Source organism: Streptomyces sp. NPDC101234 (genome assembly GCF_044767525.1).
Classification (GTDB): Bacteria; Actinomycetota; Actinomycetes; order Streptomycetales; family Streptomycetaceae; genus Streptomyces; species Streptomyces sasae.
In genome coordinates this window covers 81,077-107,009 of sequence record NZ_JBIWOA010000038.1, presented here as the reverse complement: position 1 = coordinate 107,009, position 25,933 = coordinate 81,077, and the positions used below count along the sequence as shown (strand labels likewise).

Annotated in this window: 19 protein-coding genes; 12 read left to right on the top strand and 7 right to left on the bottom strand. The window is 71.3% G+C overall.

The window, feature by feature from the left end; genetic code table 11:
• Positions 1 to 254: 254 nt before the first annotated feature.
• From ACIRR9_RS45215 to ACIRR9_RS45200, 4 genes are all read left to right on the top strand, one after another.
• Positions 255 to 7,037 carry a polymorphic toxin-type HINT domain-containing protein gene (locus ACIRR9_RS45215; RefSeq protein ID WP_403764812.1) on the top strand — a complete coding sequence of 2,261 codons (6,783 nt, stop codon included), beginning with the start codon at positions 255 to 257 and terminating at the stop codon, positions 7,035 to 7,037.
• 127 nt (positions 7,038 to 7,164) lie between these two features.
• Complete coding sequence (locus ACIRR9_RS45210; protein ID WP_403764810.1) at positions 7,165 to 7,761, top strand: hypothetical protein; 597 nt, start codon at positions 7,165 to 7,167, stop codon at positions 7,759 to 7,761.
• A 53-nt stretch (positions 7,762 to 7,814) separates the two neighbouring features.
• Positions 7,815 to 8,204: a hypothetical protein gene (locus tag ACIRR9_RS45205; RefSeq protein WP_403764808.1), complete on the top strand. Its 390-nt coding sequence runs from the start codon at positions 7,815 to 7,817 to the stop codon at positions 8,202 to 8,204.
• Between the two features lie 163 nt (positions 8,205 to 8,367).
• Complete coding sequence (locus tag ACIRR9_RS45200) at positions 8,368 to 11,118, top strand: AAA family ATPase (protein WP_403764806.1); 2,751 nt, start codon at positions 8,368 to 8,370, stop codon at positions 11,116 to 11,118.
• On the opposite strand, the gene ACIRR9_RS45195 is transcribed toward ACIRR9_RS45200, so the two are convergent.
• The gene (locus ACIRR9_RS45195) at positions 11,102 to 11,521 is read right to left on the bottom strand and encodes a hypothetical protein (RefSeq protein WP_403764804.1); all 420 of its coding nucleotides are present in this window, start codon (positions 11,519 to 11,521) and stop codon (positions 11,102 to 11,104) included. The two genes, ACIRR9_RS45200 and ACIRR9_RS45195, sit on opposite strands and share 17 nt — an antisense overlap.
• 294 nt (positions 11,522 to 11,815) lie before the next feature.
• On the opposite strand from ACIRR9_RS45195, the gene ACIRR9_RS45190 reads away from it, so the two are divergent.
• Entirely contained in the window at positions 11,816 to 12,709 is an 894-nt protein-coding gene (locus tag ACIRR9_RS45190) for a glycosyltransferase family 2 protein (RefSeq protein WP_403764802.1), read from the top strand.
• Between the two features lie 436 nt (positions 12,710 to 13,145).
• Positions 13,146 to 16,337: an AfsR/SARP family transcriptional regulator gene (locus ACIRR9_RS45185; RefSeq protein ID WP_403764826.1), complete on the top strand. Its 3,192-nt coding sequence runs from the start codon at positions 13,146 to 13,148 to the stop codon at positions 16,335 to 16,337.
• A 13-nt stretch (positions 16,338 to 16,350) separates the two neighbouring features.
• On the opposite strand, the gene ACIRR9_RS45180 is transcribed toward ACIRR9_RS45185, so the two are convergent.
• From ACIRR9_RS45180 to ACIRR9_RS45170, 3 genes are all read right to left on the bottom strand, one after another.
• Positions 16,351 to 18,039 (bottom strand): bifunctional 3'-5' exonuclease/DNA polymerase, encoded by a 1,689-nt coding sequence (locus ACIRR9_RS45180; protein ID WP_403764800.1) that lies wholly within the window; start codon positions 18,037 to 18,039, stop codon positions 16,351 to 16,353.
• A 108-nt stretch (positions 18,040 to 18,147) separates the two neighbouring features.
• Entirely contained in the window at positions 18,148 to 18,912 is a 765-nt protein-coding gene (locus ACIRR9_RS45175; RefSeq protein WP_403764798.1) for a Clp protease N-terminal domain-containing protein, read from the bottom strand.
• A gap of 51 nt (positions 18,913 to 18,963) precedes the next feature.
• Positions 18,964 to 19,590 (bottom strand): LysE family translocator, encoded by a 627-nt coding sequence (locus ACIRR9_RS45170; protein ID WP_403253077.1) that lies wholly within the window; start codon positions 19,588 to 19,590, stop codon positions 18,964 to 18,966.
• Positions 19,591 to 19,724: 134 nt separating this feature from the next.
• Here ACIRR9_RS45170 and ACIRR9_RS45165 point away from each other — a divergent pair, with 134 nt between their 5' ends.
• The gene (locus tag ACIRR9_RS45165; protein WP_403764796.1) at positions 19,725 to 20,855 is read left to right on the top strand and encodes a DUF2786 domain-containing protein; all 1,131 of its coding nucleotides are present in this window, start codon (positions 19,725 to 19,727) and stop codon (positions 20,853 to 20,855) included.
• A 106-nt stretch (positions 20,856 to 20,961) separates the two neighbouring features.
• Here the strand turns inward: ACIRR9_RS45165 and ACIRR9_RS45160 are convergent, their stop codons facing one another.
• Together ACIRR9_RS45160 and ACIRR9_RS45155 are read right to left on the bottom strand one after the other, a co-directional pair.
• On the bottom strand, positions 20,962 to 21,495 hold the full coding sequence (locus ACIRR9_RS45160) for a DUF4232 domain-containing protein (RefSeq protein WP_403764824.1): 534 nt from the start codon (positions 21,493 to 21,495) through the stop codon (positions 20,962 to 20,964).
• A gap of 153 nt (positions 21,496 to 21,648) precedes the next feature.
• Complete coding sequence (locus tag ACIRR9_RS45155; RefSeq protein ID WP_403764822.1) at positions 21,649 to 22,122, bottom strand: hypothetical protein; 474 nt, start codon at positions 22,120 to 22,122, stop codon at positions 21,649 to 21,651.
• A 306-nt stretch (positions 22,123 to 22,428) separates the two neighbouring features.
• On the opposite strand from ACIRR9_RS45155, the gene ACIRR9_RS45150 reads away from it, so the two are divergent.
• The 4 genes from ACIRR9_RS45150 to ACIRR9_RS45135 all read left to right on the top strand — a co-directional run bounded on the left by ACIRR9_RS45150 (position 22,429) and on the right by ACIRR9_RS45135 (position 24,093).
• Positions 22,429 to 22,806 carry a VOC family protein gene (locus ACIRR9_RS45150; protein ID WP_403764794.1) on the top strand — a complete coding sequence of 126 codons (378 nt, stop codon included), beginning with the start codon at positions 22,429 to 22,431 and terminating at the stop codon, positions 22,804 to 22,806.
• A gap of 13 nt (positions 22,807 to 22,819) precedes the next feature.
• Positions 22,820 to 23,173, top strand: a complete 354-nt coding sequence (locus ACIRR9_RS45145; protein ID WP_403764792.1) for an ArsR/SmtB family transcription factor — start codon at positions 22,820 to 22,822, stop codon at positions 23,171 to 23,173.
• Complete coding sequence (locus ACIRR9_RS45140; RefSeq protein ID WP_403764790.1) at positions 23,170 to 23,673, top strand: SRPBCC domain-containing protein; 504 nt, start codon at positions 23,170 to 23,172, stop codon at positions 23,671 to 23,673. Before ACIRR9_RS45145 ends, ACIRR9_RS45140 begins: the two co-directional genes overlap by 4 nt.
• 150 nt (positions 23,674 to 23,823) lie before the next feature.
• Positions 23,824 to 24,093, top strand: coding sequence for a DUF397 domain-containing protein (locus ACIRR9_RS45135; protein ID WP_185149204.1), 270 nt, complete (start codon positions 23,824 to 23,826; stop codon positions 24,091 to 24,093).
• 90 nt (positions 24,094 to 24,183) lie between these two features.
• On the opposite strand, the gene ACIRR9_RS45130 is transcribed toward ACIRR9_RS45135, so the two are convergent.
• On the bottom strand, positions 24,184 to 24,663 hold the full coding sequence (locus ACIRR9_RS45130; protein ID WP_365338643.1) for an ATP-binding protein: 480 nt from the start codon (positions 24,661 to 24,663) through the stop codon (positions 24,184 to 24,186).
• Positions 24,664 to 25,017: 354 nt separating this feature from the next.
• On the opposite strand from ACIRR9_RS45130, the gene ACIRR9_RS45125 reads away from it, so the two are divergent.
• Entirely contained in the window at positions 25,018 to 25,842 is an 825-nt protein-coding gene (locus tag ACIRR9_RS45125) for a helix-turn-helix transcriptional regulator (RefSeq protein WP_365338768.1), read from the top strand.
• Positions 25,843 to 25,933: the final 91 nt, after the last annotated feature.

Sequence of the window (25,933 nt, the reverse complement as noted above, 5' to 3'; positions counted from 1 at the left end):
ATTACGCAACACCGCGCGGTGGTTTGGGGGGGGGGGGCCCCCGCGGCCCCCCGGGGCGAGTTCGGGCACCCCCCCCGGTTTGGGGGCCCGGCCCGCCGCGGGGGGGGCCGGGCCCCCACTCCCGGGCCACCTGCCTCACTCCGCCGTGTGCGGCCCCCTGCTGCCCGCGGAGCACTCAACGGGAGGAAGACAGCCCCGCAATGAAGACCAGACGACGCACACGAACGGGCCTTCGGCCATGGCCCCGGGTGGCCATGGCCACGGCCGCTGTGCTGACCGCGACACTGCTGCAGGCGTCGGGAGTGCCCGCCGTCGCCCAGGGCTGGCGCAAGCCGGCGCTGCCGCAGGCCGAGTCGCCGGTCGCCGGCGGTCCGGTGGGCAAGGCGTTGCCCCGCAAGGTGATGAAGGGGCCCCGGACGCCCGCCGAGGCGCCGGCCACCGGCTGGCCGAAGGCGAGCACGGTGAAGGTGACGCTCCGTCATGAGCCCACCCCGGTCAAGGGACTCCCGCTCACCCTGGGCACCGAGGCGGAGCGGTCCGCGGCCGCCGGCGCCTACACCGTGAGCACACTGTCGCGCGGCGCGGCGCGGAAGACGGGTGTCGACGGACCGGTCTTCGCACTGACCCCCGGCCGCAGCGGTGGCACCCAGCGCGGCGGCAAGGTGCGCGCCGGGCTGGACTACTCCTCGTTCGCCGGCCTGTACGGCGGCGGTTATGCGTCCCGGCTGACCCTCGTCCGGCTGCCCGCGTGTGCACTGACGACCCCGCAGAAGAAGCAGTGCCGTACGACCCGGCCGGTGGCGACGGTCAACGACACCGAGAAGCAGACGCTGACCGCGAACTCGGTCACCCTCAGCGCGAGCACGGCGACCGTCCTCGCGGCGACCGCCTCGGCGAGCGGCGACAGGGGCGACTACAAGGCCACCTCCCTGTCCTCCTCGTCGACGTGGAGCACGGATCAGAGCAGCGGCTCGTTCGCGTGGTCGTACGACATGGCGGTGCCGCAGGTGCCCGGCGGGCTGACCCCGCAGGTCGGGCTCTCGTACTCCTCCGGTGGCGTCGACGGCCGTACCGGCAACACCAACAACCAGGCCTCGTGGGTCGGTGACGGGTTCGACCTGTCGCCCGGCTTCATCGAGCGCAGCTACAAGGGGTGCGCGGACGACGGCGCGACCAACGCCGACGGGAACAAGCCGGGCGACCTGTGCTGGGCGTACGACAACGCCACGCTGTCGCTGAACGGTTCGGGCGGGGAGTTGGTGCCGAACGGCACCAACTCCTTCAAGCTGCAGAACGACGACGGCACGAAGATCGACCGGATCTACGGCTCGTCGTCCGACGTGCGCTCCAACGGCGCCCGCAACGACGAGTACTGGCGGGTGACGACCCCCGACGGCACCCAGTACTACTTCGGCTACAACCGGCTGCCGGGCTGGGCGACCGGCAACGAGACCACCGACTCGACCTGGACGGTGCCGGTCTTCGGCAACAACACCGGCGAACCGTGCAACGCCTCGACGTTCGCGGCCTCCTGGTGCCAGCAGGGCTGGCGCTGGAACCTCGACTACGTCGTGGACCCGCACGGCAACGCGGTCGCGTACTACTACGACAAGGAGACCAACTCCTACGGCCGCAACCTGACCGCCGCCGACGACACGACGTACGTCCGCGGCGGGACGGTGGACCGCATCGAGTACGGGCTGAAGAACACGGCCATGTACTCGGCGAAGGCGCTGGCCAAGGTCAACTTCACCAGCAGTGAGCGGTGCATCCCCGACAGTTCGACCACGTGCTCGTCCATCTCCACGGACTCCCAGTACTGGTACGACACCCCGTGGGACCTGAACTGCGAAGCGGGCACTGACTGCGACAACGGCCGCTACTCCCCGGCGTTCTTCACCCGCAAGCGGCTGACCGGTGTCACCACCCAGGTACTGGTGTCCGGTTCCTACAGCAACGTCGACGGCTGGAAGCTCACCCACCGGTGGGGGATGGCCGACACCGACTACCAGTTGCTGCTGGACTCCGTCCAGCGCACCGGCTACGACGGCACCAGCTCGGTCACCCTGCCGAAGGTCACCCTCGCCTACACCCAGCTCGCCAACCGGCTGGACAAGATCGGCGACGGCTACGCCCCGTACATCAAGTCCCGGCTGTCCACCGTCGCCGACGAGTCCGGCGGCCAGATCGACGTCGGCTACTCGGCCCCGGTCTGTGACGCGGCCGCGCTGCCCACGCCGCAGACCAACACGACCCGCTGCTTCCCGCAGTACATCGGCGGCAGTACGACCGACGACCCGGACCGGCAGTGGTTCAACAAGTACGTGGTCGACACGGTCACGTCGACCGACCGCACCGGCGGCGCGCCCGACCAGGTCACCATGTACGACTACCTGGACGGCGCCGCCTGGCACTACGACGATGACGACGGGATGACCAAGGAGAAGTCCAAGACCTGGTCGCAGTGGCGCGGTTACGGCCATGTACGGGTGCGCACCGGCGGGCAGGGCGGCGCGTCGGCGATGAAGTCGCAGACGGACACGTACTTCCTGCGCGGTATGGACGGCGACCGGCAGAGTTCCTCCGGCGGCACCAAGAGCGTGTCGGTCACCCTGGACTCCGGCGAGGGCGACCCGATCACCGACCACGAGTCGCAGGCGGGGTTCGCCTACAAGACCGTCACCTACTCCGGTCCCGGCGGCAAGGTGCTCTCCAAGACGGTGAGCCGGCCCTGGTACCAGCAGACCGCGAAGAAGGTCCGGGACTGGGGCACCGTCACCGCCAACCTCACCGGCTCCGCCTCCACCAGGTCCTGGACCTCGCTGGACGACGGCGCGGGCGTCAAGTGGCGGACCACCGCGGGCTCCGACACCCATGACACCACCACCGGCCTGGTCACCCAGAGCGAGGACCTGGGCGACACCACGACCGCGGCCGACGACCAGTGCACCCGCACCACCTACGTCTCCGGCAGCGTCCCTGTCGACGCCCCCGTGCGGGTCGAGACGGTCGCCAAGGCCTGCGACGCCACCACCAGCCGCCCGGCCGACGTGCTCTCCGACGTCCGCACCGCCTACGACGGCGGGGCGTACGGTGCCGCAGCGACGAAGGGCGACGCCACCAGGACCGCGAAACTCAAGGCGTACAGCGGCACCACCGCGGCCTATCTGGAGTCCGCCTCCACCTACGACGGCTACGGACGGGCGCTGACCACCACCGACCTGACCGCCGACGTCACGGTCACCTCCGGCGGCACGCTCACCCGCACCGCGCGTTCGGACGGCCGTACCACCACCACCGCGTACACCCCGACCACCGGATTCCCGACGAGCAGCACGGTGACCACCCCGCCCGCCACGGCCGGGGACAGCACGACCGCCCAGACGTCGACCACCGCCTACGAGGCGCTGCGCGGGCAGCCGCTCACCGAGACCGACACCAACGGCAAGGTCACGACGTACGCGTACGACCCGCTGGGCCGTTCCATCAAGGTGTGGCTGGCCGACCGCACCACGAGCCAGACCCCGAGCTACGAGTTCACGTACACCATCACCGACGCCAAGCCGGTCGCCGTCGGCACGAAGACCATCGGCAACTCCGGCACCCAGGACACCTCGTACGCCTTCTACGACGGCTTCCTGCGCCCCCGCCAGACCCAGGCGCCCGGCCCGAACGGCGGAACGCTGCTCGCGGACACCTTCTACGACGAACGCGGCCAGGTGACCAAGGAGTTCGCCACCTACTACACCGACACCACCGCGCCCTCCACGACGATGTTCAAGCCCGAGAACGCGCTGAGCGTGGAGACCCAGAACCGCTACACCTACGACGGTCTGGGCCGGCCGACCGAGCTGCGGCAGATCGCCGGCAACGGCGACGGCGGCACGGTCCTCGGCATCACGAAGACCCTCTACGGCGGCGACCGCACCACCGTCATCCCGCCGGTAGGCGGCACGGCCCAGACCACCGTCACCGACGCCCGCGGCAACACCACCGAACTGCGTGAGCTGCGCTCCCGTGACGCCGACGCCGCCTACGACACCACGTCCTACGGCTACTCGCCGCGCGGTGAGCTGACCAGGGTCACCGACCCGGCGGGCAACGCCTGGACCTGGACGTACGACCTGATGGGCCGGCTCACCGACACCACGGACCCCGACAAGGGCGCCACCCACAACGAGTACGACGACCGCGCCCAGCTGACCAGCACCAAGGACGCCCGAGGCACCGTCCTCGCCACCGCCTACGACGGTCTGGGCCGCAGGACCGAGCTGCGGGACACCTCCTCCACTGGCACCCTGCGCGCCAAGTGGGTCTACGACACGATCAGCGGCGCCAAGGGCCGGCTCGCGTCCAGCTCGCGCTACAGCGGCGGCCAGGAGTACAAGTCCAGCGTCGTCGCCTACGACCGGCTGTACCGGCCCCTGCGCACCTCGGTGACGATCCCGTCGACCGAGGGCGCGCTGCAGGGCACCTATCTGTCGACGACCACCTACAACGCGTCGGGCACGGTGCAGGGCGTCGGCTACCCGAAGGCCGGCGACCTGGCCGCCAACACCGTCGCCTACACCTACGAGGACGGCACGCTGCGGCCCGTCAAGGTCAGCGGCCCGCAGAACCTCACCGGGACCACCTCCTACAGCTCCGTCGGCAAGCCGCTGCAGTACTCGCTGGCCGCGAACGGCGGAAAGGCCACGTACGAGACCAACACCTACCAGTGGGGCACCCAGAGGCTGGCCACCACACGGGTGGACCGCCAGGACGTCTCGGGCGTCGACCAGTACAACACCTACTCCTACGACGAGGCGGGCAACGTCCTGTCCGTCTCGGACACCTCACGCTCCGGCACCGACAACCAGTGCTTCACCTATGACTATCTGGGCCGGCTGACCGAGGCGTGGGCCCAGTCGACCACCGGCTGTGTCACCACCCCCACCGCCGCGACGCCGGGCGGCCCGGCCCCGTACTGGACCTCCTACACCTACGACAAGGTCGGCAACCGGCTCACCGAGACCCAGCACGCCACCACGAGCGGTGCCTCGGACACCCAGCGCAGCTACCACTACCCCGACGCGGGTGCGGTCCGGCCGCACACGCTGGGCTCCGTGGACACCACCACCGGCACGGTGAAGTCCACCGACAGCTTCACCTACGACGTCGCGGGCAACACCCACACCCGTCTGCTGGGCAACGGCACCTCCCAGACCCTGGACTGGGACGCCGAGGGCCACCTCGCCAAGGTCACGCAGCCGGTGGAGGGCGGCAGCGACAAGGTCACCGAGTACCTGTACGACGCCGACGGCAACCGCCTGATCGGCCGCACCCCGACCGAGACCACGCTCTACCTCGGTGCGACCGAGATCACCCTGGCGACGGGCGCCACGACGGCCAAGGGCACCCGCTACTTCGACCTCGGCGGCGGCCACCAGGCCGTGCAGGCCAATGACGGCACCGTCTCCTTCACCCTGGCCGACCACCACGGCACCGCCCAGCTGTCCGTCAACGCCGACACGCAGGCGCTGACCCAGCGCCGGAGCCTGCCGTTCGGCGGGCTGCGCGGCACCGTGCCGAGCACCTGGACCGGCACCAGGGGCTTCGTCGGCGGCACCAACGACACCGCGACGGGCCTGACCCATCTCGGCGCGCGCGAGTACGACCCGGCGACCGGCCGCTTCCTGTCGGTCGACCCGGTCTTCACGGCCACCGACCCGCAGCAGATGCACGGCTACACGTACGCCGACAACAACCCGCTGACCTACTCCGACCCGGCGGGCACGGAGATCGGCTCCAAGCCCAACTCCTGCCAGTACGACATCAAGTACTGCAGCAAGCACGAGCAGGAGGAAGTCGGCTACGACGCCAGGACCGGCACGTCCGACTACCACCGGGGCAACATCTACAAGCGCTCCCAGGCGGCGAAGAAGCACTGGGTGGCGTCGAACACCCCCGTCACCAACGACATCGACAAGCTGGCGGACAACTTCTGGTCCCCCCGGATGAACGGGGAGTTCACGGACGACTTCTGGTACAACCCGGCCTACGAGTCGTCCACGGCGGGCTCCGCCTGCTACGGCCGCGAGGGATGCCGCCAGGCCTACCTCTACGTGCTGCACGGCGGCAAGGACGTAGCGAAGGCCAAGGAGATCGCGGCGACCTACTGCGTCTACCACGCCGACCAGTGCGCGGACGAGGCCAAGGAGGTCGCCCGGGGCAAGGTCATCGAGGGCATCACCAGTGAGGTGTTCCTGGCCTATCTCGGCGGTGCGCGGGGAATCGAGGACGACGGGACGCCCTGCAACAGCTTCGCCCCCGGTACCGGAGTCCTGCTGGCCGACGGCACCACCAAGCCGATCGAGGAGATCAGGACCGGCGACAAGGTCCGCACCACCGACCCGAAGACCGGCCGCACCAGCGTCAAGACGGTCACCGCCGAGATCACCGGCAAGGGCCTGAAGCACCTTGTGAGGATCACCCTGTCCGTCGACGGCGAGAAGCGGAAGGTCTCGCTCACCGCGACGGACGGCCACCCCTTCTGGGTGCCGGAGCTGGGCAAGTGGATCGACGCCACCCACCTCGTCCCCGGCGAGTGGCTGCTCGCCGCCGACGGGACCACGGTCCGGGTGACGGGGATCGACCGCTGGACCGGCTTGGCCACCGTGCACAACCTCACTGTCGCCGATGTGCATGCGTACTATGTGCTCGCCGGGTCCACGCCGGTGCTCGTGCACAACTGCCCCAGGAGGGTGTCGCCGGGCAACGCCGTTCCGGAGACCCCCAAAATCGTCCACGAGGGCGTCGCGGACATCCAGCTCAACGGACGCCCGCAGCGGCTGGACGAGAACGGGGACCCCGACTTCTTCACGGTGCGCAAGACCACGCCGCTGCGGATCGCCCGAAAGTGGGGCGGAGCCAAGATCTACGACATCCCGAACGGCGGTAACAACTACCGGGTGCTGATCAACAGTCACGGTGACATCGGCTGGGTCAGGAACCACAACTACAACGCGATCTACCCCTACACCCCTCCGGGGACGTAAAGGGTCCTGAAGGTATCCGCCGCGTGCGTCGTGGCGCGTCAGGTCGCCGGGGAGGCAGGATTCTCCCCGGCGACCGGCTTCATGTCGGCTCAAGGAGCCTTGAGATGGGTGAGAAAGGTTGCCCCCCGTGAAAGAAGCAGAGTTCGCGGCGTCGCTCGCGGATGCGGGCTTGCAGTGGTGCGCGGCGGAAGGTGCAGACGGCACACTGCCCGTCGCGGCCGCCTGGCTCGCCACGAGCTGCCGCCGGGAGGACGGACGGCGCGACGAGACCGTGCGCAGGGACGATCCGCGGCTGATCGAGAAAGCGAACGACGGATGGTTCCGGCTGGCGCTCGACTACGGGTTCCTCGGAGACGACCGGGAGTTCCTGCTGGGAGTGAACCACGCCGACGACGACTCGGTGCCGATCCTGCGCTGGGCGCGCGTCCGGCTCCGCGAGGAGTGGGACATCATGGGGGCCGGTGCCGCGACCGGAGTGCTGGGATCGGCGGCGGGCTCTCCCGAGTTCGCCATGCTCTCGCTCGACGGCAACGTCATCCTGCGAGGCACCACATGGCAGGAGTCCATCGGCTCCCTGGTGGTTCCCGACCCGCATCGGGTGAAGGTCATCCGTGACTACGTGGAGCGGCGTTCCGCCAATCCGCGCACTCCTGCAGCGGAGCGCGCCGAGGGGGAGACCTGGCTCAGGAGGCATCCCCCGGAGCAAGTGCCCGAACAGGAGTAATGCCTCTGTGGGCGCGGCCGTAGGCGAAGAGCAGAGGCGTAACGGTGAAGGTCTTGCGCGGTGATTCGACCGGGGAGCTGGAGCTCTCCGGCACCCGCTCCGAACTGCGGTCCCTGGGACGTCAGTTGCGGAGCGGGCAGGGAGAGATTCTCCTGGAGTGGGTCTCTGATCCGTTCCCGTACAGCAGGTCGTTGTCACGGATGACATTCCGGCAGACGAGCGGGAAGATCACGATCTCGTCGTCCGGGGACAGCGGGTCCATGGATCTGCAGGGCGGCCCGGAGTCCTTTTCGCTCCTCGCCGAGAACATCGAGGGCTTCGCCGCGGAGGCGGATCAGGACGACCATCTGCACGTGGACTGCTTTCCGGACCACGGCTGTCTGGCCGAGGGATCGGGATCAGTGGTCGTCGCCATCGACGGCGATGTGATCCCGACGTCCTGAGGCAGAGAGCCCTCGGCCGAAGCACTGAGCCCGCCCCGTTCCCGACGGGGTGGGCTCACTCCGTCTCCGGGGATTCGCCGGAGATGTCCCCCGGGCCTTGTCGCGGTCCTAGAGTGGTGCTGCCACGCGGCGCAGGGTCCGGGAACGGATGGGGGCGGTCGCCATGGCCGAACGCTACGGCGTGGGCTGCGGGTTCGTGGGGCGTGGGGCGGAGCGGGTGCTGCTGCGGCGGCTGTACGAGGAGGCCGCGTCCGGGCGGCCGCGGGTGGTGGTGGTCGAAGGGGCCGCCGGGATCGGGAAGACCGCGCTGGTGCGGAGGTTTCTGGGGGAATCGGGCGCCGGGTGCGTGATCGGCGGCGGTGGTGCGGAGAGCGAGACCGCGCTGCCGTACGGGGTCCTGGCGCAGCTGCTGGGGGAGGGGCGGGAGTATCCGGATCCGCTGGCCGCCGGGTCCTGTCTGCTGGAGACGGTCGGGGAGTCGCAGGGCGGCCGTGGGGCCGTCGTGCTGTTCGTCGACGACCTGCACTGGGCGGACGCCCCGTCGTTGCACGCCCTGGCCTTCGTCCTCCGGCGGCTGCGCGCCGACCAGGTGCTGGCCGTGCTGACCGTCCGGGACACCGAGGCGACGCGATTACCGGAGAGCCTGCGCCGCGTGCTGGCAGAGGACTCCGTCGTGCGGCTGCGGCTGGGCGGGCTCACGCCGTCCGAACTCACCGAGCTCGGCGTCCGCACGGGGCTGGTGACCGCCCTGCCGGCGCGGGCGGCGCTCCGGCTGCACGCGCACACCGGGGGCAACCCGCTGCACTGCCGGGCCCTGCTCGAACGCCTGCCGCAGGAAGTGATCGGCGCGGACGACGCACCGCTGCCGGTTCCCGAGCCGTACGCCGCGATCGTGCTGCGCCGGCTTGCGCGCTGTGCCCGTCCCACGCGGGACCTCGTCATGGCGGCCGCCGTCCTCGGCACACCCTGCCCACTGGAGGCGGCGGCCCGGCTGGCGGACCTCGCCGAACTGCTCGAACCCCTCGAAGAGGCCTTTCGGGAAGGCTTGTTGACCGAGCTGCGGCACGGCTGCACCACGAAGGTCGACTTCCCGCACCCCCTCTCCCGCGCCGCTGTCTATCACGCGCTCGGGCCCGCGCGACGCACCGAACTGCACAGTCGGGCAGCCGAGTTGGCCGAGGGGGAGTTCGCCCGGTTACGGCACCGGGTGCGCGCAACGCACGGCCCGGACGACCGGCTCGCCGCCGAACTCGCCGACTGCGCCGGCCGGCGCGCCACGGACGGCCGGTGGGCGGACGTGGCAACCCTTCTGCACGACGCCTCACGACTGGCCCGCTCGGACACCGAGCGGGTCCGCCTGGGTGTCGAGGCGGTGGAGGCGCTGCTGCTGGACGGCCGCGTGGACGAGGCGAGCTGTCTGCTCGACGAACTGCCGCGCGGTACGGCGCCCGCGGCCCGGCGGTACGCGCAGGGATGTGTCGCCGCGACCCAGGCGCACAACACGCGGGCCACCGTGCTCTTCGAGGAGGCCTGGCGACTGCTCGGCGGGGGCCGGGACCCCGTGCTCGCCCATCGCACCGCGGCCCGGCTGGCGGCGATGGCGCTGCTGCGCGGGCGCGGGGAGGCAGCCCGGCAGTGGGCGGAGGCGGCGTTACGGCATGCGGGCACCGCTCCCGCCGTCCGCATGCTGCGCTACAGCCACCTCATGGCCCTCGGTCTGAGCGGCCGGGGCGACGAGGGGCTGGCCCGCACGGACGGCCTACCGGATCCGGCCCTGGTACCACCGCAGGACGTGGATCTGCTGATGGGGCGCGGCATGCTGCACCTGTGGCGGGATCGGCTCGCTCTGGCACACCGTGAGTTCGAGGCGGCGGCCGAGGCGTTGCGGCAGGGGCCCGTACCGCTGCGGGCGTTCGCGCTGTGTCTGGTGGGGGAGGCCGAACTGCGGCTCGGCCGGTGGGACGAGGCGGTGACACATCTGGAGTGCTCGGCCTCGATCGCCACCGACGGCAACCAGGTCTGGCTCACCTCACTGCCGCACGCGGCGGCCGCCGTCGTCCTCGCGGCACGGGGCGAGGACGAACGGTCCGCATGGCATGTGCACTGCGCGGCCACCGCGCCGGACCACACGGAACCCATCGACGCGGCGCACTGCCACACGGCGTGCGCCCGGGCGTTCCTGGCGACCGTGCGCGGCAGGCCCGCCGAGGTCGTCGCCGCGCTACGGCCGCTGCTCGCCTGCGACCGGGACCACGCGGCCAACCTGCCCGGGGTGCTCGCCTGGCGCGACCTGCTCGCGGACGCGCTCATCGCCGAGGGCCGTCTGGACGAGGCCGAAGCCGTGCTGGGGCCGTACGAGAACGTGGCGTTCGCGCACCGACAGCACTCGGACCTGGCGGCGGCCTGCCGGGTGCGCGGCAACCTGCATGCCGCCCGCCATGAGACGAAGGCCGCCGAGGAGGCGTACGAGACCGCCGTCGAGCACGCCGTGCGGGTCGGGCTGCCCTTCCACCGCGCCCGCGCGGAGAGCGACTTCGGTGTCTGGCTGCGCCGGGCCGGCCGGCGTGGTGCGGCCCGGGAGCATCTCACCGTGGCACGGACGCTGCTGGCGGAGCTGGGCGCCGTGCCCTTCGTGACGGTCTGCGACCGCGAGCTCAGCGCCTGCGGTGTCCGCCCTGGCGGAAGCGGCGGGAACGGCGGAAGCGGCGGCGGTGGGGTACGGGTGCCGGACGGGCTCACTCCGCAGGAGCACGCCGTGGCTCAGCTCGCGGCGACCGGGCTGACCAACCGCCAGATCGCCCGCGAGCTGATCCTGAGCGTCAAGACCGTCGAGTACCACCTCAGCCATGCCTACGCCAAGCTCGGCATCGGCTCTCGCATCGGTCTCGTCGCCCACTTCAGGGCTGGATCATGAAAAGGGGGCTGGTCGCGAGGGTCGCGCCGGATTCGTCGTCGTTGCCGTAGACGACCGAGCCGTACGCCTGGAGCAGGTGCTCCCTGCGGCCGCTCAGTTCGGTCGCGGGCACCAGGAAGGCAAAGGTCGCCGCGAGATGCTGCCAGTTGCTGTCCCTGAACCTGCCCACCACCTTGTTGGGCGTCGTGACGGTCTGCACGGTGGCGGGGATGAGGGTGCCGTCGCTGAGGTCCCTGATGACGAGTGTGACGAGGTAGTCCCCGCCCAACCCGTGCAGGGTGTGGCCGGCCTCCGCCTCCACCACGATCTCGGCGTTGCCGTTGGCCTTCAGCGTGAAGTCGGCGATCAGGCCCTTCTCCTCGCGGCTGAAGATGCGGACGATCTGCGCGTCGTTCGGTCCCATGTCGTGGTGCTCCTCCCGTTCGCGGCCGGTGGCCCCGGCCGGACGTTCCGGACACTAGGGACGGAGCGGCGGCCGGGCCTCCGGGGCCGCCCAGGGGAAAACCCCGGGGTGCGGGACCGCCCGAACACATGGGCGGGCTTCCAGTTCGTCCGGCACAAGGAAAATCACCGTAAAAGGGCTGCAAACTAAATGGAAGTCAGGAGTACCGGCGCACCTGGGGCAACATCTTGGTGAACGACGAGTGTCGCGCGGTCAGGGCGCGGGCACCGCCGTCGGCCGGATGGGGTGAGGGAGATGGCGGAGCCGAGGCTCGCGGTTGCCGTGGTGACCATGGGGAACCGGCCCGACGAAGTCGACGCCCTGCTCAGGTCCGTCGCCAAACAGGACCTCGCCCCGGCCCGCATCGTGATCGTCGGCAACGGCTGCCCGCTGCCCGAGTACGCCCGCCGCCTCGACCTCCCCGGCGAGGTCACCGTCATCGACGTCGAGGAGAACCTCGGCTGCCCCGGCGGCCGCAATGTCGCCCTCGCCAGGCTGCGTGAGTACGGCGACGTGGACGTCGTCGTCGAACTGGACGACGACGGGGTGCTCGTCGACGTCGAGGTGCTCCGGCACGTCCGCGACCTGTTCGCGGCCGAACCCCGTCTCGGCATCGTCGGCTTCCGGATCGCGGACGAACACGGCGAGACCCAGCGGCGGCACGTGCCGCGCGTGGGCAACGCCGACCCGATGCGCGGGGGTTACGTCACCAACTTCCTCGGCGGCGGCCACGCCCTGCGCATGACCATGCTCGCCGAGATCGGTGACTGGCCCGCCCAGTTCTTCTTCGCCCACGAGGAGACCGACCTCGCCTGGCGGGCCGCCGATGCCGACTGGAAGATCCGCTACGCGCCCGAACTGCTTCTCCAGCACCCCCGGACCTCGCCCGCGCGGCACGCCGTCTACTTCCGGGTCACCGCCCGCAACCGGGTCTGGCTGACCCGCCGGCGGCTGCCCCTGCCGCTGATCCCGGTCCATCTGGCCGTGTGGACGGCGATCACTCTGCTGCGCACCCGTTCGACGGGCGGGCTGCGGGCCTGGTTCGGGGGCTTCGTGGAGGGGATACGCGAACCCGCCGGCGAGCGTCGGCCCATGCGCTGGCGCACGGTCTGGCGGCTCACCCGGCTCGGCCGCCCGCCTGTCATCTGACCTGCGGGAAACGGCAATTCGCCCGGCAGGTGCGGAAAGCGGGACGAGGGTTCCGGTCGTTCACCTCCGACGGCCGGAACCCTCTCGCGTCCCCGGAGCCAGGCCTGCGGCGACACTCCCCCGAGTTACGCGACATACGCGCGCGCCGTCGGGCCCGCTCCGATGCGAAGATCACATCAAGGCTCGCCAACGGATCGCTAACATGTGGCCAGTGGTTCTCCCGGGGGGCACCAACCGGTTGGCGAGAAGTGGACGTTCGTCTCCGGGGGGCGGGCCGGAAACCCTGCGGATTCCGGCTCTGACCGGCACAGAGAAGATGGCGGGAATCCGTCCCCGACGGGGTGGGATTCCGCCAGCAGTCATGACATGCACCGGCGGGCGGACCCGCCGCGCGGCGCATTCGCCGTGACCGTGCGGGAAGGCGATGGGCGGAGCGATGCGGCGGTACGAGCTGCGGTTCGGACTGCTGGGCCCGCCGGTCCTCTACGACGCGGGCGACGTGCGCCCGATCGGCAGCCCCAAGGTGCGTGTGCTGCTCGCCGAGTTGCTGCTGGAGGCCGGGCGGGTCGTCTCCGTCGAGTCCCTCAAGGAGGCGCTGTGGGGCGGGGCGCCCCCGGTGTCGGCGCAGGCTTCGCTGCACAACCACGTGACCCGGCTGCGCCGGCTCCTCGACGACCCCGAGCGGCTTCGGGCCGTACCGCCCGGGTATGTGCTGCGGGTCGACGGCGGTGAGCTGGACGTCGACGTGTTCGACGCCCGGGTGGCGCAGGCGCGTACGGCGCACGGGCGGCGGGAGTGGGCGCCGGTGCTGCGTGCCTGCGCCGACGCGCTCACCCTGTGGCGCGGCACCCCGCTCGGCGGCCTCCCCGCCGACTTCGGCGGCTACGCCTTCGTGCAGCGTCTGGAGGAGGCGCGGCTGCTTCTGCTGGAGTGGCGCTACGACGCGGAGCTCGCCCTCGGCGGACCCCGAACCGGCGGCCTGGTACCGGAGTTGGCGGCGCTCGTCGCCGAGCACCCACTGCGCGAGGCCTACCACCGCCAGCTGATGCTGGCCCTGCACCGCACGGGCCGGCAGGCCGAGGCCCTCGCGGTCCACCGCGACCTGCGTGACCGCCTGAGAGAGGAACTGGGCATCGACCCGGGCCCGGCGGTCCGCGACGCACATGTGGAGGTGCTGCGGGCGAGTGGCGCGGTGGGGGAGGGCGTGCCGTACCTGGGCGTGCCGGACGGGCATGTGCCGGATGAGGGCGCGTCGGCCGAGGGTGCGCCGGAGGACGAGGTGGGTGAAGGCGGTGGGGCGGGTGCGGGCCGGTCGGGGCTGGTCGCGCAGTTCCCCGCGCCCCCAGGGGGCGCTTCTGCCGGTCGTCAGTTGAAAGCCGAAGGCGTTGAAGTGCCTGCGGAGGGTGTCCCCGTCACGGACCAACCCGTCGGCCCCCGTTCTACGCGCGACGACCCCCGGACGACGCCTCGGCCAGCCCAACTCCCGCCGATCCCAGCCCACTTCACCGGCCGCATCGCCGTGCGCGAGGCGCTGCACCGCGCCCTGACCCCTGCGGCGACCACCCCCGCCGTCGCCGTGGTCAGCGGGATGGCCGGGGTCGGCAAGAGCGCGCTCGCGCTGTATGCCGCCCATCAGCTGCGGGAACGTTTCCCCGACGGTCAGCTCTACGTCAACCTGCACGGTTCCACCCCCGGCGTGCCCCCGCTCGCCTCCGCGCAGGCGCTCGCCGCGCTGCTGCGGGACCTCGGCGCCGACCCCCGGCACATCCCCGAACACCCGGACGCGGCCGTCGCGTTGCTGCGCTCCCTGCTCGCGCCCACCCGCACCCTGCTGCTGCTCGACGACGCCGAGAGCGCTGCCCAGGTACGGCAGTTGCTCCCCGGCGGGGCCGGCTGTGCGGTGATCGTCACCAGCCGGTCGCCGCTCACCGCACTGGACGGCGCCCACCGTTTTCCGCTCGGACCGCTGACCGGCGAGGACAGCGCGGCACTGCTCCGTACGGTCAGCGGGCGGGCGGAGATCGGTGCCGGGCACCCGCTCGTCGGCCTCACCGGCCGGCTCCCGCTCGCCCTGCGCGTGGTCGCCGCCCGGCTGGCCGCCCGCCGTGTCCTCACCCCCGAGACGCTGGCCGGTCAACTGGCCGCCGCGGCCAGCAGACTGCACCACCTCGAGTACGACGACCTGAGCGTCCGACGCTCCCTCGCCGTCGCCCATGACGCCCTCGCCGCCTCCGCGCGCGCCCCCGACCGCGACGCCGCCCTCGCTCTCCGCCACCTCGGCGCGCTCGATCTGCCCACCTACGGCGCCCCGTTGATCGCGCGGCTCACCGGCACCGACGAGCGCCGAGCCGAGGCCGCTCTGGACCGGCTGGTCGAGGTGGCCCTCCTGGAGGAGACCGCGTACGGCCGCTACACTCCGCACGACCTGGTACGCGACTTCGCGCGGGAGCTGGCCGAGGGCACCGGCCGCACCGGCCCCGCAGACCGCGCCGAGGCCGCCCTCACCGCCCTGCGCTGGTTCGCCGCCGTCGCCGAACGCGCCCTTGTCGCCATCGTCGAACCCGGCCTCGACCAGGGCGACCGCCGCCGTCCCACCGACGCCCAGCCCCCCGAACACCAGGCGTACGCCGCCGCGTTGCCCTCCTTCGAGTGTGCCGAGCACGCTTTCGCCTGGGGCGATGTGGAGCTGGAGAACATCGTCGCCCTGGTGGACCGGTACGCCGACACGGCCGACCGGCGGATCAGCGCCTATCTCTCCACACTCGTCCGGCTCCTCTTCCCGTACGCCCTGCGCAGGGGACGGGTCGCCGAGATGGAGGTGCTCGGCACCGCCGCCCTGGCCGCCGCCCGGCACCTCGGCGACGAGCCCGCCGAGGCCTACGCCCTGGGCGACCTCTCCGGGCTGCGCTTCCTGACGGGCCGGCAGCGGGAGGCCCTCGCCCTGACCGACCGGGCCCACGCCATCTGGCGGCGGCTGGACGTGGCGTCCTGGATCCGGCGCAGCCTGAACAACCGGGGGCTGCTGCTGGAGGGGCTGGGCCGTTACGACGAGTCGGGTGAGGCGCTGCGGCAGAGCCTGGACTACTCCCGGCAGCTGAACGACCCCTACGGCGAGGCCGTCACCCACAGCCACCTCGGCAACCTGTACGAGCACACCGACCCGCGCGCCGCCATCGAGCAGCACCGGCGCTCACTGGCGATCGGGGACGCGATCGGCGCCGTCATCGTGCAGCATGCCGCGCACTGCAACATCGGCTACGCCCAGCTCACCCTCGGCGAACCGGCCGCCGCCGTCGGGCACTTCGAGGAGAGCCTGCGCATCCTCGGCCGCCACGGCGACTGGCACGGCGAGTCCCAGACCCGGCTCGGCCTGGTGCGCGCGCTGCGCGGCCTCGGCCGCACCGACCGCGCCCACCACGAGTGCGCCGAGCTCCTCCAGCGCGCCGACGCCCGCGCGGACCGCCACGCCGGCGGCCTCGCCCGCCATCAACTCGGTCTGCTCCTGCGGGAACAGGGGCGTACGGGCGAGGCGTACGACGTCTGGCGCGCGGCCCTGGCCGCCCTGGACGGCACGGACGAGCCCGACGTCCTCGCGGACCTGCGAGAGCTGTTGTCCGCCGACGGCTGACACGTGCCTCCGGTCACTTCGCGTCGGCGTAGCACTCCACCACCGCCGTCGTGAACGGGAATCTGACCGGGGTCTTTCCGAATGTCAGCCGTCCCGCCAGGTCGGCCGCCTCCCGGATCGCCGCCACGATCGCCTCGGTCTCCTCCTCGGGACAGTGCACGATCACCTCGTCGTGCTGGAAGAAGACCAGCTCGGCGGCCATGTCCGCGCAGGTCCGGCGAAGTGCCGCGAGCATCAGCAGAGCCCAGTCGGCGGCGCTGCCCTGGACGACGAAGTTGCGGGCGAAGCGGCCTCTGGCACGGGAGTTGCTGGAGGCGTACCCCGGCACCCAGCCGTCGGCGGGCTGCTCCTCCGGCTCCTCCTGGGGCATCCCCGCCTCCTCGGTGCCGTCGCCGGCCCCGGCCGCCGGCGGACAGGTCCGGCCCAGCCAGGTCCGCACCAGCCGGCCCTCCTCGCCGGCCCGCGCCGCGTCGTCGACGTACGCCACCGCCCGGGGGAAGCGGCGTCTGAGTGCGGCCAGGTTCTTCAGGCCGTCGCCGGAGGTCTGGCCGTAGACCGCGCCGAGGACGGCGAGCTTCGCCTGTGCGCGGTCGCCGGAGAACGCGCGGTCGGAGACGGACTGGTAGAGGTCGGTCTCCCGGCCCGCGACCTCCATCAGCCCGGGGTCGCGGGAGATCGCCGCGAGCACGCGCGGCTCCATCTGGTCGGCGTCGGCGACGACCAGCCGCCAGCCGGGGTCGGCGACCGCGGCCCGCCGGATGACCTTGGGGATCTGCAGGGCGCCGCCGCCGTTGGTCACCCAGCGCCCGGTGACCGTGCCGCCCGCGTGGAACTCGGGCCGGAACCGGCCGTCCCGCACCCAGTCCTGGAGCCAGGTCCAGCCGTGGGCCACCCAGATCCGGTACAGCTTCTTGTATTCGAGGAGCGGTTTCACGGCCGGGTGGTCGATGCCGGAGAGCTCCCAGCGGCGGGTGGACTTCACCTTGATCCCGGCCTGGGCGAAGGCCTTGATCACATCGGCCGGCAGGTCCGGGCGCACCCGCCTGCCGAACGCGGCCGACACCTCGTCCGCCAGCTCGGCCAGCCGGCGCGGTTCACCACCACCCGCGTACCGCTCGCCGAGCAGTTCGCGCAGCAGCTCGCGGTGGACCTCGGCGCTCCACGGCAGGCCCGCGCGGTTCATCTCGGCGGCGACCAGCATCCCCGCCGACTCCGACGCGGTCAGCAGCCGCATCCGGTCCGGGTGTTCGGCCCGGTCGTGGCGGCGCTGCTGCTCGGCGTAGACCGCCAGGATTTCGTCGAGCGTCAGACGGGCGCTGCCCTCCGGCTCGAAGAGCGGGGACTGCGCGCCCGGCTCGGCCGCCCGCTGTGGTGGATCGGGCGGTACGGGGCCGCCGCGGAGGCGGGCCAGGGCAGCGGCGGCCGAGCGTGGCTCACCCAGCCGTCCCTCGTGGCCCAGCAGCAGTGTCTCGGCGTCCTCGATGTCGTAACACCGCTCCACTCGCACCCCCGTGGCGAGCAGACGCGGATAGACCTCGGCGGTCGACCGCCACACCCAGCGCGTCACCTCCGGGCGGCCCCTGACCGCCCCGGCGAGATCGGGCTCCCGCCGCACCGGCCCGACGGGCAGCCCGTCCGGACCGAGGGGGGCGACATCCACGCCGCCGTCCTCGGCCGGAGCGAGCGCCCACCGGTCGGTCATGCAGCGAGTCTGGCAGGCACCACTGACAATGGCCTTGACCTGCGAGTTTGCCGTTTCGAGCGGGCAGGTCGGGGCAGGTCCGGGCCGGTCGGGTCCGGACCTGCCCGGCTACTCCGGGTCCTCGGCCGCGCCCGCGGCTTCCGTCGCGGCCTTCTGCTGGTCCGCCCACAGGGCCAGCACCTTGGCGATGTACTTCTCGGTCGCGGGCTTGGTGATGCCGAGGCCGTTCAGGACGCCTTCGCCGTTCTCGTGTTCCAGGAGGGCCAGCAGCAGGTGCTCGGTGCCGACATAGTTGTGGCCGAGGCGCAGCGCCTCGCGGAAGGTGAGTTCGAGGGCCTTCTTGGCCTCGGGACCGTAGGGGACGAGGTCGGGGACGTCGTCCGCGGCCGGCGGGAGCGCGGCCGTCGCCGCCTGGCGCACGGTGTCGAGCAGGACGCCCTGCGCGAGGATCGCCTTCGCCGCGATGCCATCGGGCTCGGCCAGCAGCCCGAGCACCAGGTGTTCGGGGCGGCCCTCCGGGTTGCGCGCCGCGAGCGCCTCGTTGTGGGCCGCCATGACCACGTTCCGCGCGCGGGGGGTGTAGCGGCTGAAGCCCTGGTTGGGGTCGAGGTCGGCCGACTCCTTCGGCACGAACCGCTTCTGTGCCGCCTGCCGGGTCACGCCCATGCTCTTGCCGATGTCGGTCCAGGACGCGCCCGAGCGCCGCGCCTGGTCGACGAAGTGCCCGATCAGATGGTCGGCCACGTCGCCCAGGTGGTCGGCGGCGATCACCGCGTCCTGGAGCTGGTCGAGGGGTTCGGGGTGCACCTTCTTGATCGCCGCGATCAGGTCGTCGAGGCGTACGGATGCCGTGATGTTCGGGTTGGTCGCCATGTGTCAACCGTAGGTTGACACCCCGGTGGTGTCAACCTTGGGTTGACACATCTACTTCGGGGTCGCCGCCAGCCGTACCGCCAGGCCCGCGAACACCGTCCCGCTGAAGTAGTCCAGCCCCCTGGAAACGCGCCGGCTGCGGGCCAGCAGCGCGCCGAGCTTCCCGGAGAGGAGCCCGACCGAGCCGTCGACGAACACGCCCATGACCGTGATCGTGCTGCCCAGGACGAGGAACTGCTCGCGTATGTGGCCCAGTTCGGGGTTCACGAACTGCGGGAGGAAGGAGACGTTGAAAAGGATCACCTTCGGGTTGAGGAGATTGGTGACCGCGCCTCGCCAGAAGGCCCGCCGCCGCCCCGGGTCCGCCGTGGCGTCCGCCTCGACCGGGCCGCCGCCGCTGCGGAACGCCTTGACCGCGAGGTACAGCAGATAGGCCGCGCCCGCCCAGCGCAGCACGTGGTACAGCGTCGGCAGGGTCAGGAACAGAGCCGACAGACCGAGCGCGGCGGCGACCGAGTGCACGAACATCGCGCACGCGACCCCCACGGCGGCGGTCACCCCGGTCAGCGGGCCGCCCCGGGCGCCCACCGCCACGATGAACATCATGTCGGGTCCGGGGGTGACGCAGAGCGCGAAGGCGGCGACAAGGAAGGCCGCGTAGAGAGACGTGTCCACCATGCCCAGCATGCTTGGTGCCGCCTCACGCGCGTGCGAACGGATTTCGGCACCTGAGACGGAGTGGCGTCGGACAGTTGTCCACAGGGTGTGGACGGCCGCCGCGCGTTGTCGGCGGCGCATGGCACGATCGACGTGTGACCAGCACCGATCCCAGCACCGTCGACCGGGCCTTCCGGACGGCCCTGTACGACGACACCGACTCCGGCCTCGACACGGGCGCCTCCCTGCTCGCGGCCGACTCCGGCGCGGACGCGGAACTCGCGCGCCGGGGCCGGGAGTTCGTCGCGGCGGCCTGGCGGCGCGGCTGGCAGCCCGCCGACGTCGTACGGCTGGTGCGGCGCGAGCTGGACGATCCGCATGTGGGCCTCGCCGCGGGGCTGATCCGGGCGCAGGTGCCGGACGACCGGCCGCGCGGCCCGCGCTGGAAGGCCCAGCTCGACACGCTGCCGGACGGCCACGCGCGCGTGGGCGACCGTTTCTCGCACGCCACCGCAGTCCTGGAGCTGTACCGGCTGCTGCTGCGGCTGCCCGCCCTGGAGCCCCTCGACGAGCCCGGCCCCCGTGCGGACGCGCACCGGCCGGAGTCCCGCATGCTGACCCGGATACGCGCGCTGCTCGCCAAGGCAGAGGCGACCGGCTACCCGGAGGAGGCGGAGGCGCTCAGCGCCAAGGCGCAGGAGCTGATGGCACGGCACAGCGTCGACGAGGCGCTGCTCGCCGCCGGGGCGCCCGCGCCGGACTCGCCCGGAGCCTGCCGGCTGGGGGTCGAGCCGCCGTACGAGCAGGCCAAGGCGGTGCTGCTGGACGCGGTCGCCACGGCCAACCACTGCCGGGCGGTGTGGAACGAGCCGCTGGCCTTCTCCACGGTCGTCGGCTTCGAGGCGGACCTGGAGGCGGTCGAACTGCTCTACACCTCGCTGCTGGTGCAGGCCACGCACGCGATGACGAAGGCGGAGGCGGCGCAGCGCGCGGGCGGCCGCAGACGGACCAAGACCTTCCGCCAGTCGTTCCTGGCGGCCTACGCCCACCGCGTCGGCGACCGGTTGGCCGCCGCCGCGGAGTCGGCCGTGGCCGAGACCGGGGCGGCGGCGGATCTGCTCCCGGTACTGGCGAGCAGGGAGGTGGCCGTGACCGGCCGCATGGAGCAGATGTTCCCGGAGACGACCACGACCCGCCTGCGCGGGGTGACCGACGAGGCGGGCTGGACGGAGGGGACCAGGGCGGCGGACCAGGCGCAGGTCCGGTCCCGCACCCAACTGTCCTGAGGCTCCCCGCGCCAGGCCGGCGCCGACGTTCGGCCAGCCGAATCCCGGCCGAACCGCCCCTCAGCCCGGCCGAACCATCACTGAACCCGACCGAACCACCCCTGAATCAGTCGCCGGCCTGCTGGAACGCCCCCACCGACGCGTTCGGCTTCTCCGCCGAGCCCTTCCCCGCCAACGGCCCGTACTTCCACGGGAAGCTCTGCGCCGCGTCGCTCCCCGGCAGGGACACCGTCATCGACGTGGCCGCGAGGCTCGCCGCGTCCCCGTCCTTGCCCCGCACGTAGCTGATCGAGAACGTCGCGGAGTCGCCCTTGGCGAGCTTGAGCTTCTGGTTCTTCGCGCCGGACAGCGAGGAGAGGGAGGCGGACGTGCCGCCCGCCTTCAGCGTGACGCCGGCGAAACCGTCCAGTGTGCACGGCGCGCTCTGGTTCGTGATGCTCACGGGCACCTCGCCGCTGTCGCCCGCGGTCGGCGCGACGCTCGCGGAGCCGACCTGGACGGAGACCTTGCCGATCTCGCAGGTCGAGCCGTTCTTGCTGCTGGAGCTGCTGCTGTTACTGCCGCCGCTACTGCTGTTGCTGCAGGCGGTCAGGGCGAGAGCGGCGGCGAGGGCCGTGACGGTGAGCGGAATGGCGCGCATGAGATAGATCCCCATCGAGGTCGTGACGGTATCCCAGCATCATCACGCCCCCGCCCGGGTCCCGCTCGCCCGCCCCCGTTCTTGACCGCTTCACGGCGTGTTCCCAACGCTTCGTGTGCGTCGGCGGGAGCGGGCGACGATCACCGTGCGGCCCTATTGCCCAAGGCCTGCCGTCGGCAGCCCCGACGGCAGTTTGCCGCCCTCCGCCTTGGTGTAGGTCTCCTCGCCCGTCTTTCCGGACCAGGTGACCTTCATACCGCTCTTGTTGACCGAGTCGACCATTCCGGTGGCCCGGTTCTTGTTGCCGTCCGTGCAGCTGAGGTGGATCATCCGCATCCCGGCCTCCTCGCCTGCGGTACCGCTGCACACGGCGCCGCCGGTCTCGAAGAGCCCGGCGGACTTACCGGTGACCACCAGCGCGACGATCTTGCCGCCGCTCGTGGTGATCCAGCTGCCCTGCAGCACATCGGCCGAGGTCGTGGCACTCTCCGACCCGGCACTGGCGGTCGCGGCCGCGGACGTCGTCCGCGACGGGCTCGCCGAGGAGTCGCTGTCGGAGCCGCTGCACGCGGTCAGCGCGAGCGCGCCCACCAGCCCCGCCACGGCGGCTCCGATCCGTACGGGCATATGCCCGGTCGGCCGTACGCCCGGCCCCGCGGGCGCCAGGGCCGAGGCGCCGCGCACCTCGGTCGAAGCCGTCTCCGTACCTGCCGTAGCCGTAGCCGTAGTCACCGCAACGCTCCCAAGCTCTAGCCAGCCCTAGCCGGTCGGTCGCCCGGCCGCCCGAACGACAGCGGCAAGCTACCAGGACTCCCCAGGAGGATCTGCGTACGTCAGGTAGGCATCCGCTGTGGGCCTGGTGCTCGCGCGCCGGATGCGTAGGTGTTTCCCTACGTTTGACTGGTAGGGAAACACCTACCTATCCTCCTGTGCATGTCCACGCACATCACGCACGCCTCCTTCATCACCCTCCCCGTCGCCGACCAGGACCGCGCCCTGCGCTTCTACCGGGACGTCCTCGGTTTCGAGGTCGCCGCGGACCTGGAGACGCCCCCGGGGCGCTGGCTCCAGGTCGCGCCCAGGGGTGCGCAGACCGTCTTCACGCTCTCCGGCCCGGGGATGGGCGATTTCGAGCCCGGTTCGGCTCGGGGGATCATGTTGGTGACGACCGATGTCGACGCGGACTGCGCACGGCTCGCCGAGGCGGGCACCGACGTGCACGGTCCGGACGAGTTCCCGTGGGGCCGGATGGCCTCCTTCCGGGACCCGGACGGCAACGGTCTGATGCTGCTCACGGAGGACCTGCGATAGGGGAGGACCCGGCATGACCGCGACCGGCGCCGCCGAGGGGGTCGAGGACCGGGTCTTCGCCGCGCTCGCCAACGCCACCCGGCGTGAGGTGCTGCGACTGCTGCGCGACGGCGGGCCCCAGCCGGTCCAGGCCCTGGCCGACCACTTCGACATGCGCCGCCCCAGCCTCTCGGAACATCTGAAGGTGCTCCGGGCGGCCGGTCTCGTCTCCGAGCAGCGCTCCGGCCGGCAGCGTATCTACCGCCTGGAGCCGGCGCCCCTCGCCGACCTGCAGGACTGGCTCCACCCGTACGAGCGGTTCTGGCGCGACCGGTTGAAGGATCTCGGCGCGCTGCTCGACCGGATGCCGGACGATGAGCAGCCATGACGAACGAGCGCACCCCCGACGGTGACGGCCCCGGCGATGGCGGCCCCGGCGACGACGACCTGACCACCATCCGCGTGGACCAGTTCCTTCCGCATCCGCCCGCGAAGGTCTGGCGTGCCCTCACCGAACCGGAACTGCTCGTGCAGTGGCAGATGCCGGGTGCGGAGAACTTCCGTCTCGAGGTCGGCCACCGGTACCGGATGACCTCGGTCCCGCGTCCGGGCACCCGCTTCTCCGGTGTGGTCGACGTGCAGGTTCTCTCCTACGACCCGGAGCGGACGCTGTCCGTCCAGTGGTCCGATCCCGATCCGGCCAATCTCGCTCACTGGACCATCACATGGACGCTGGAACACGAGGGCCGCGGTACGCGTCTGTTCCTAGTACATGAGGGGTTCGATCCGGACGATCCTGCGCAGATGATCGCGCGCAAGATCATGGGCGGGGGCTGGCGATCGCATGTCATGCGAGCTCTGGGGCAGACGCTGGAACGGGTTGAGTAAAGCGGACGTCAAAGCTGTAACCGCAGGAACACCCCGCGTGCACGTGCATCTGCTCATGCATCTGCACATGAACAGGGTTATGATCCGGGTCAGTTGACCACGGCATCACTGGTCACATCAGCCAGTTAGTGCACCACCGGGGAGCGACCTGTGGACCTCGACGTTGACGGCGTGTACGAGGGGTTTGACGTGTACAACGGCATGGCTGCCACGCAGCTGGACGGAGTCGCCTGGCAGAAGAGCAGGCACAGCAACTCGCAGGGTTCCTGCGTCGAGTTCGCCCGGCTGCCGGGCGGTGACGTGGCGGTCCGCAACTCGCGCTTCCCGGAAGGGCCGGCGCTCGTCTACACGCGCGCCGAGATCGAGGCGATGCTGCTCGGTGTCAAGGACGGCGAGTTCGACCACCTGATCGTGAGCTGACGGCGGCCATACTCAGGGCAACACGGTGCATTCGCGGCACAACGCACGGTAACGCGCGTAGAAACCCGGCGTCCGAAGACGCCGGGTCGGCTACTCGCCGGGCTGGAGCCGGAACAGCGCCCACACGACCTTGCCGTTGAGGGTGCCGGCCAGCGGATGCCAGCCCCAGCTGTCGCTGAAGGACTCGACCAGGAACAGCCCGCGGCCCGACTCCGCCGAGAAGTCGTCCGAGTCACCGGGGGCCGGGGTCTCGTGGCTGGGGTCGCGCACCGCGCACACCAGCCGCTCCGTCCACCGCATCAGGTGCAGCCGCACGGCCGGTGCCTGCGGCGCGGCGAGGCAGTCGGTCTCACCGGGCACCGCGTGCCGCAGGGCGTTGGTGACGAGCTCCGACACGACGAGGCAGACGTCGTCGAAGCGGTCGCCGACGTCCCACTGGTCGAGGGTTCTGCGGGTGAACGACCGGGCTTCGCGCACCGCTTCGTAGCGGGCGGGCAGGGCGCAGGAGGCGGCGTTGGACACGGCCGCGGGATCAAGCGGCGGAAGGCCCTGCCGTAATGGCTTGAGCATGGTCGATCCATTCGTCCCCATGCGAGGCACTCCCGGGAATTCGCGGTCGTTGCGATGCAGCGGTGGCGCGAGACCATGGTTTCGGATGCGCACAGCAGATGCAAGGGCAGATGCACGTGCACGCGACCGAATTGGACCCTCCCGTACCGCTTGTTGGCCATTTTTTCCGCCAACTTTGCATCCTTGGCTTACTACCTGCTTGCAAGTTCCTGTGCTTAGACTTTGGCCTCTTTCCGTTTCCGTAACCGGACGAGTACTGCTCGAAGTGTTTTAGTGGCAGACTGCGGGCCCTGAAGACGGTTGGGGAGGCTGGCGAACGTGAGCGCGGGAGAGCCCGGATCGGTGGTGCGGCGAATGCTGCTCGGCTCGCAACTCAGGCGGCTGCGCGAGGCCCGGGGGATCACCCGCGAAGCCGCGGGGTACTCGATCCGCGCCTCCGAGTCCAAGATCAGCCGCATGGAGCTGGGCCGGGTGAGCTTCAAGACCAGGGACGTGGAAGACCTGCTGACGCTGTACGGCATCACCGACGAGGCGGAGCGCGAGCAGCTCCTCTCCCTCGCCCGGGAGGCCAACGTGGCTGGCTGGTGGCACAGTTACTCGGACGTCCTGCCGAGCTGGTTCCCCACCTATGTCGGCCTGGAGGGCGCGGCGCATCTGATCCGGGCCTACGAGGTGCAGTTCGTCCACGGCCTCCTCCAGACCGAGGACTACGCGCGAGCGGTGGTGCGCCGCGGTATGAAGGGTGCCAGCGAGGCCGATGTCGAACGCCGGGTCACGCTGCGCATGGAGCGGCAGAAGTACCTGGTGTCCGAAAACGCACCCGACTTCCACATCGTCCTGGACGAGGCCGCCCTGCGCCGGCCCTATGGCGACCGCGAGGTGATGCGCGGCCAGCTCCAGCATCTCGTCGAGATCTCCGAGCGGTCCAACGTACGGCTCCAGATCATGCCGTTCAGCTTCGGCGGCCACTCCGGGGAGGGCGGCGCCTTCACGATCCTGAGCTTCCCGGAGTCGGACCTCTCCGACGTGGTCTACCTGGAGCAGCTCACCAGCGCCCTCTATCTGGACAAGCGCGAGGACGTGGCCCAGTACGAGCACGCACTGAAGGAGCTCCAGCAGGACAGCCCGGGACCGGACGAGAGCCGGGACCTGCTGCGGGGGCTGTTGCAGCTGTCGTAGATATATCGATGCACCTGGGGATTCCCCTAGATCATCGAACTGATGCCCCAACTCCCTTGTGACGCCAGTAGCATGACGCGTGATCAGACCG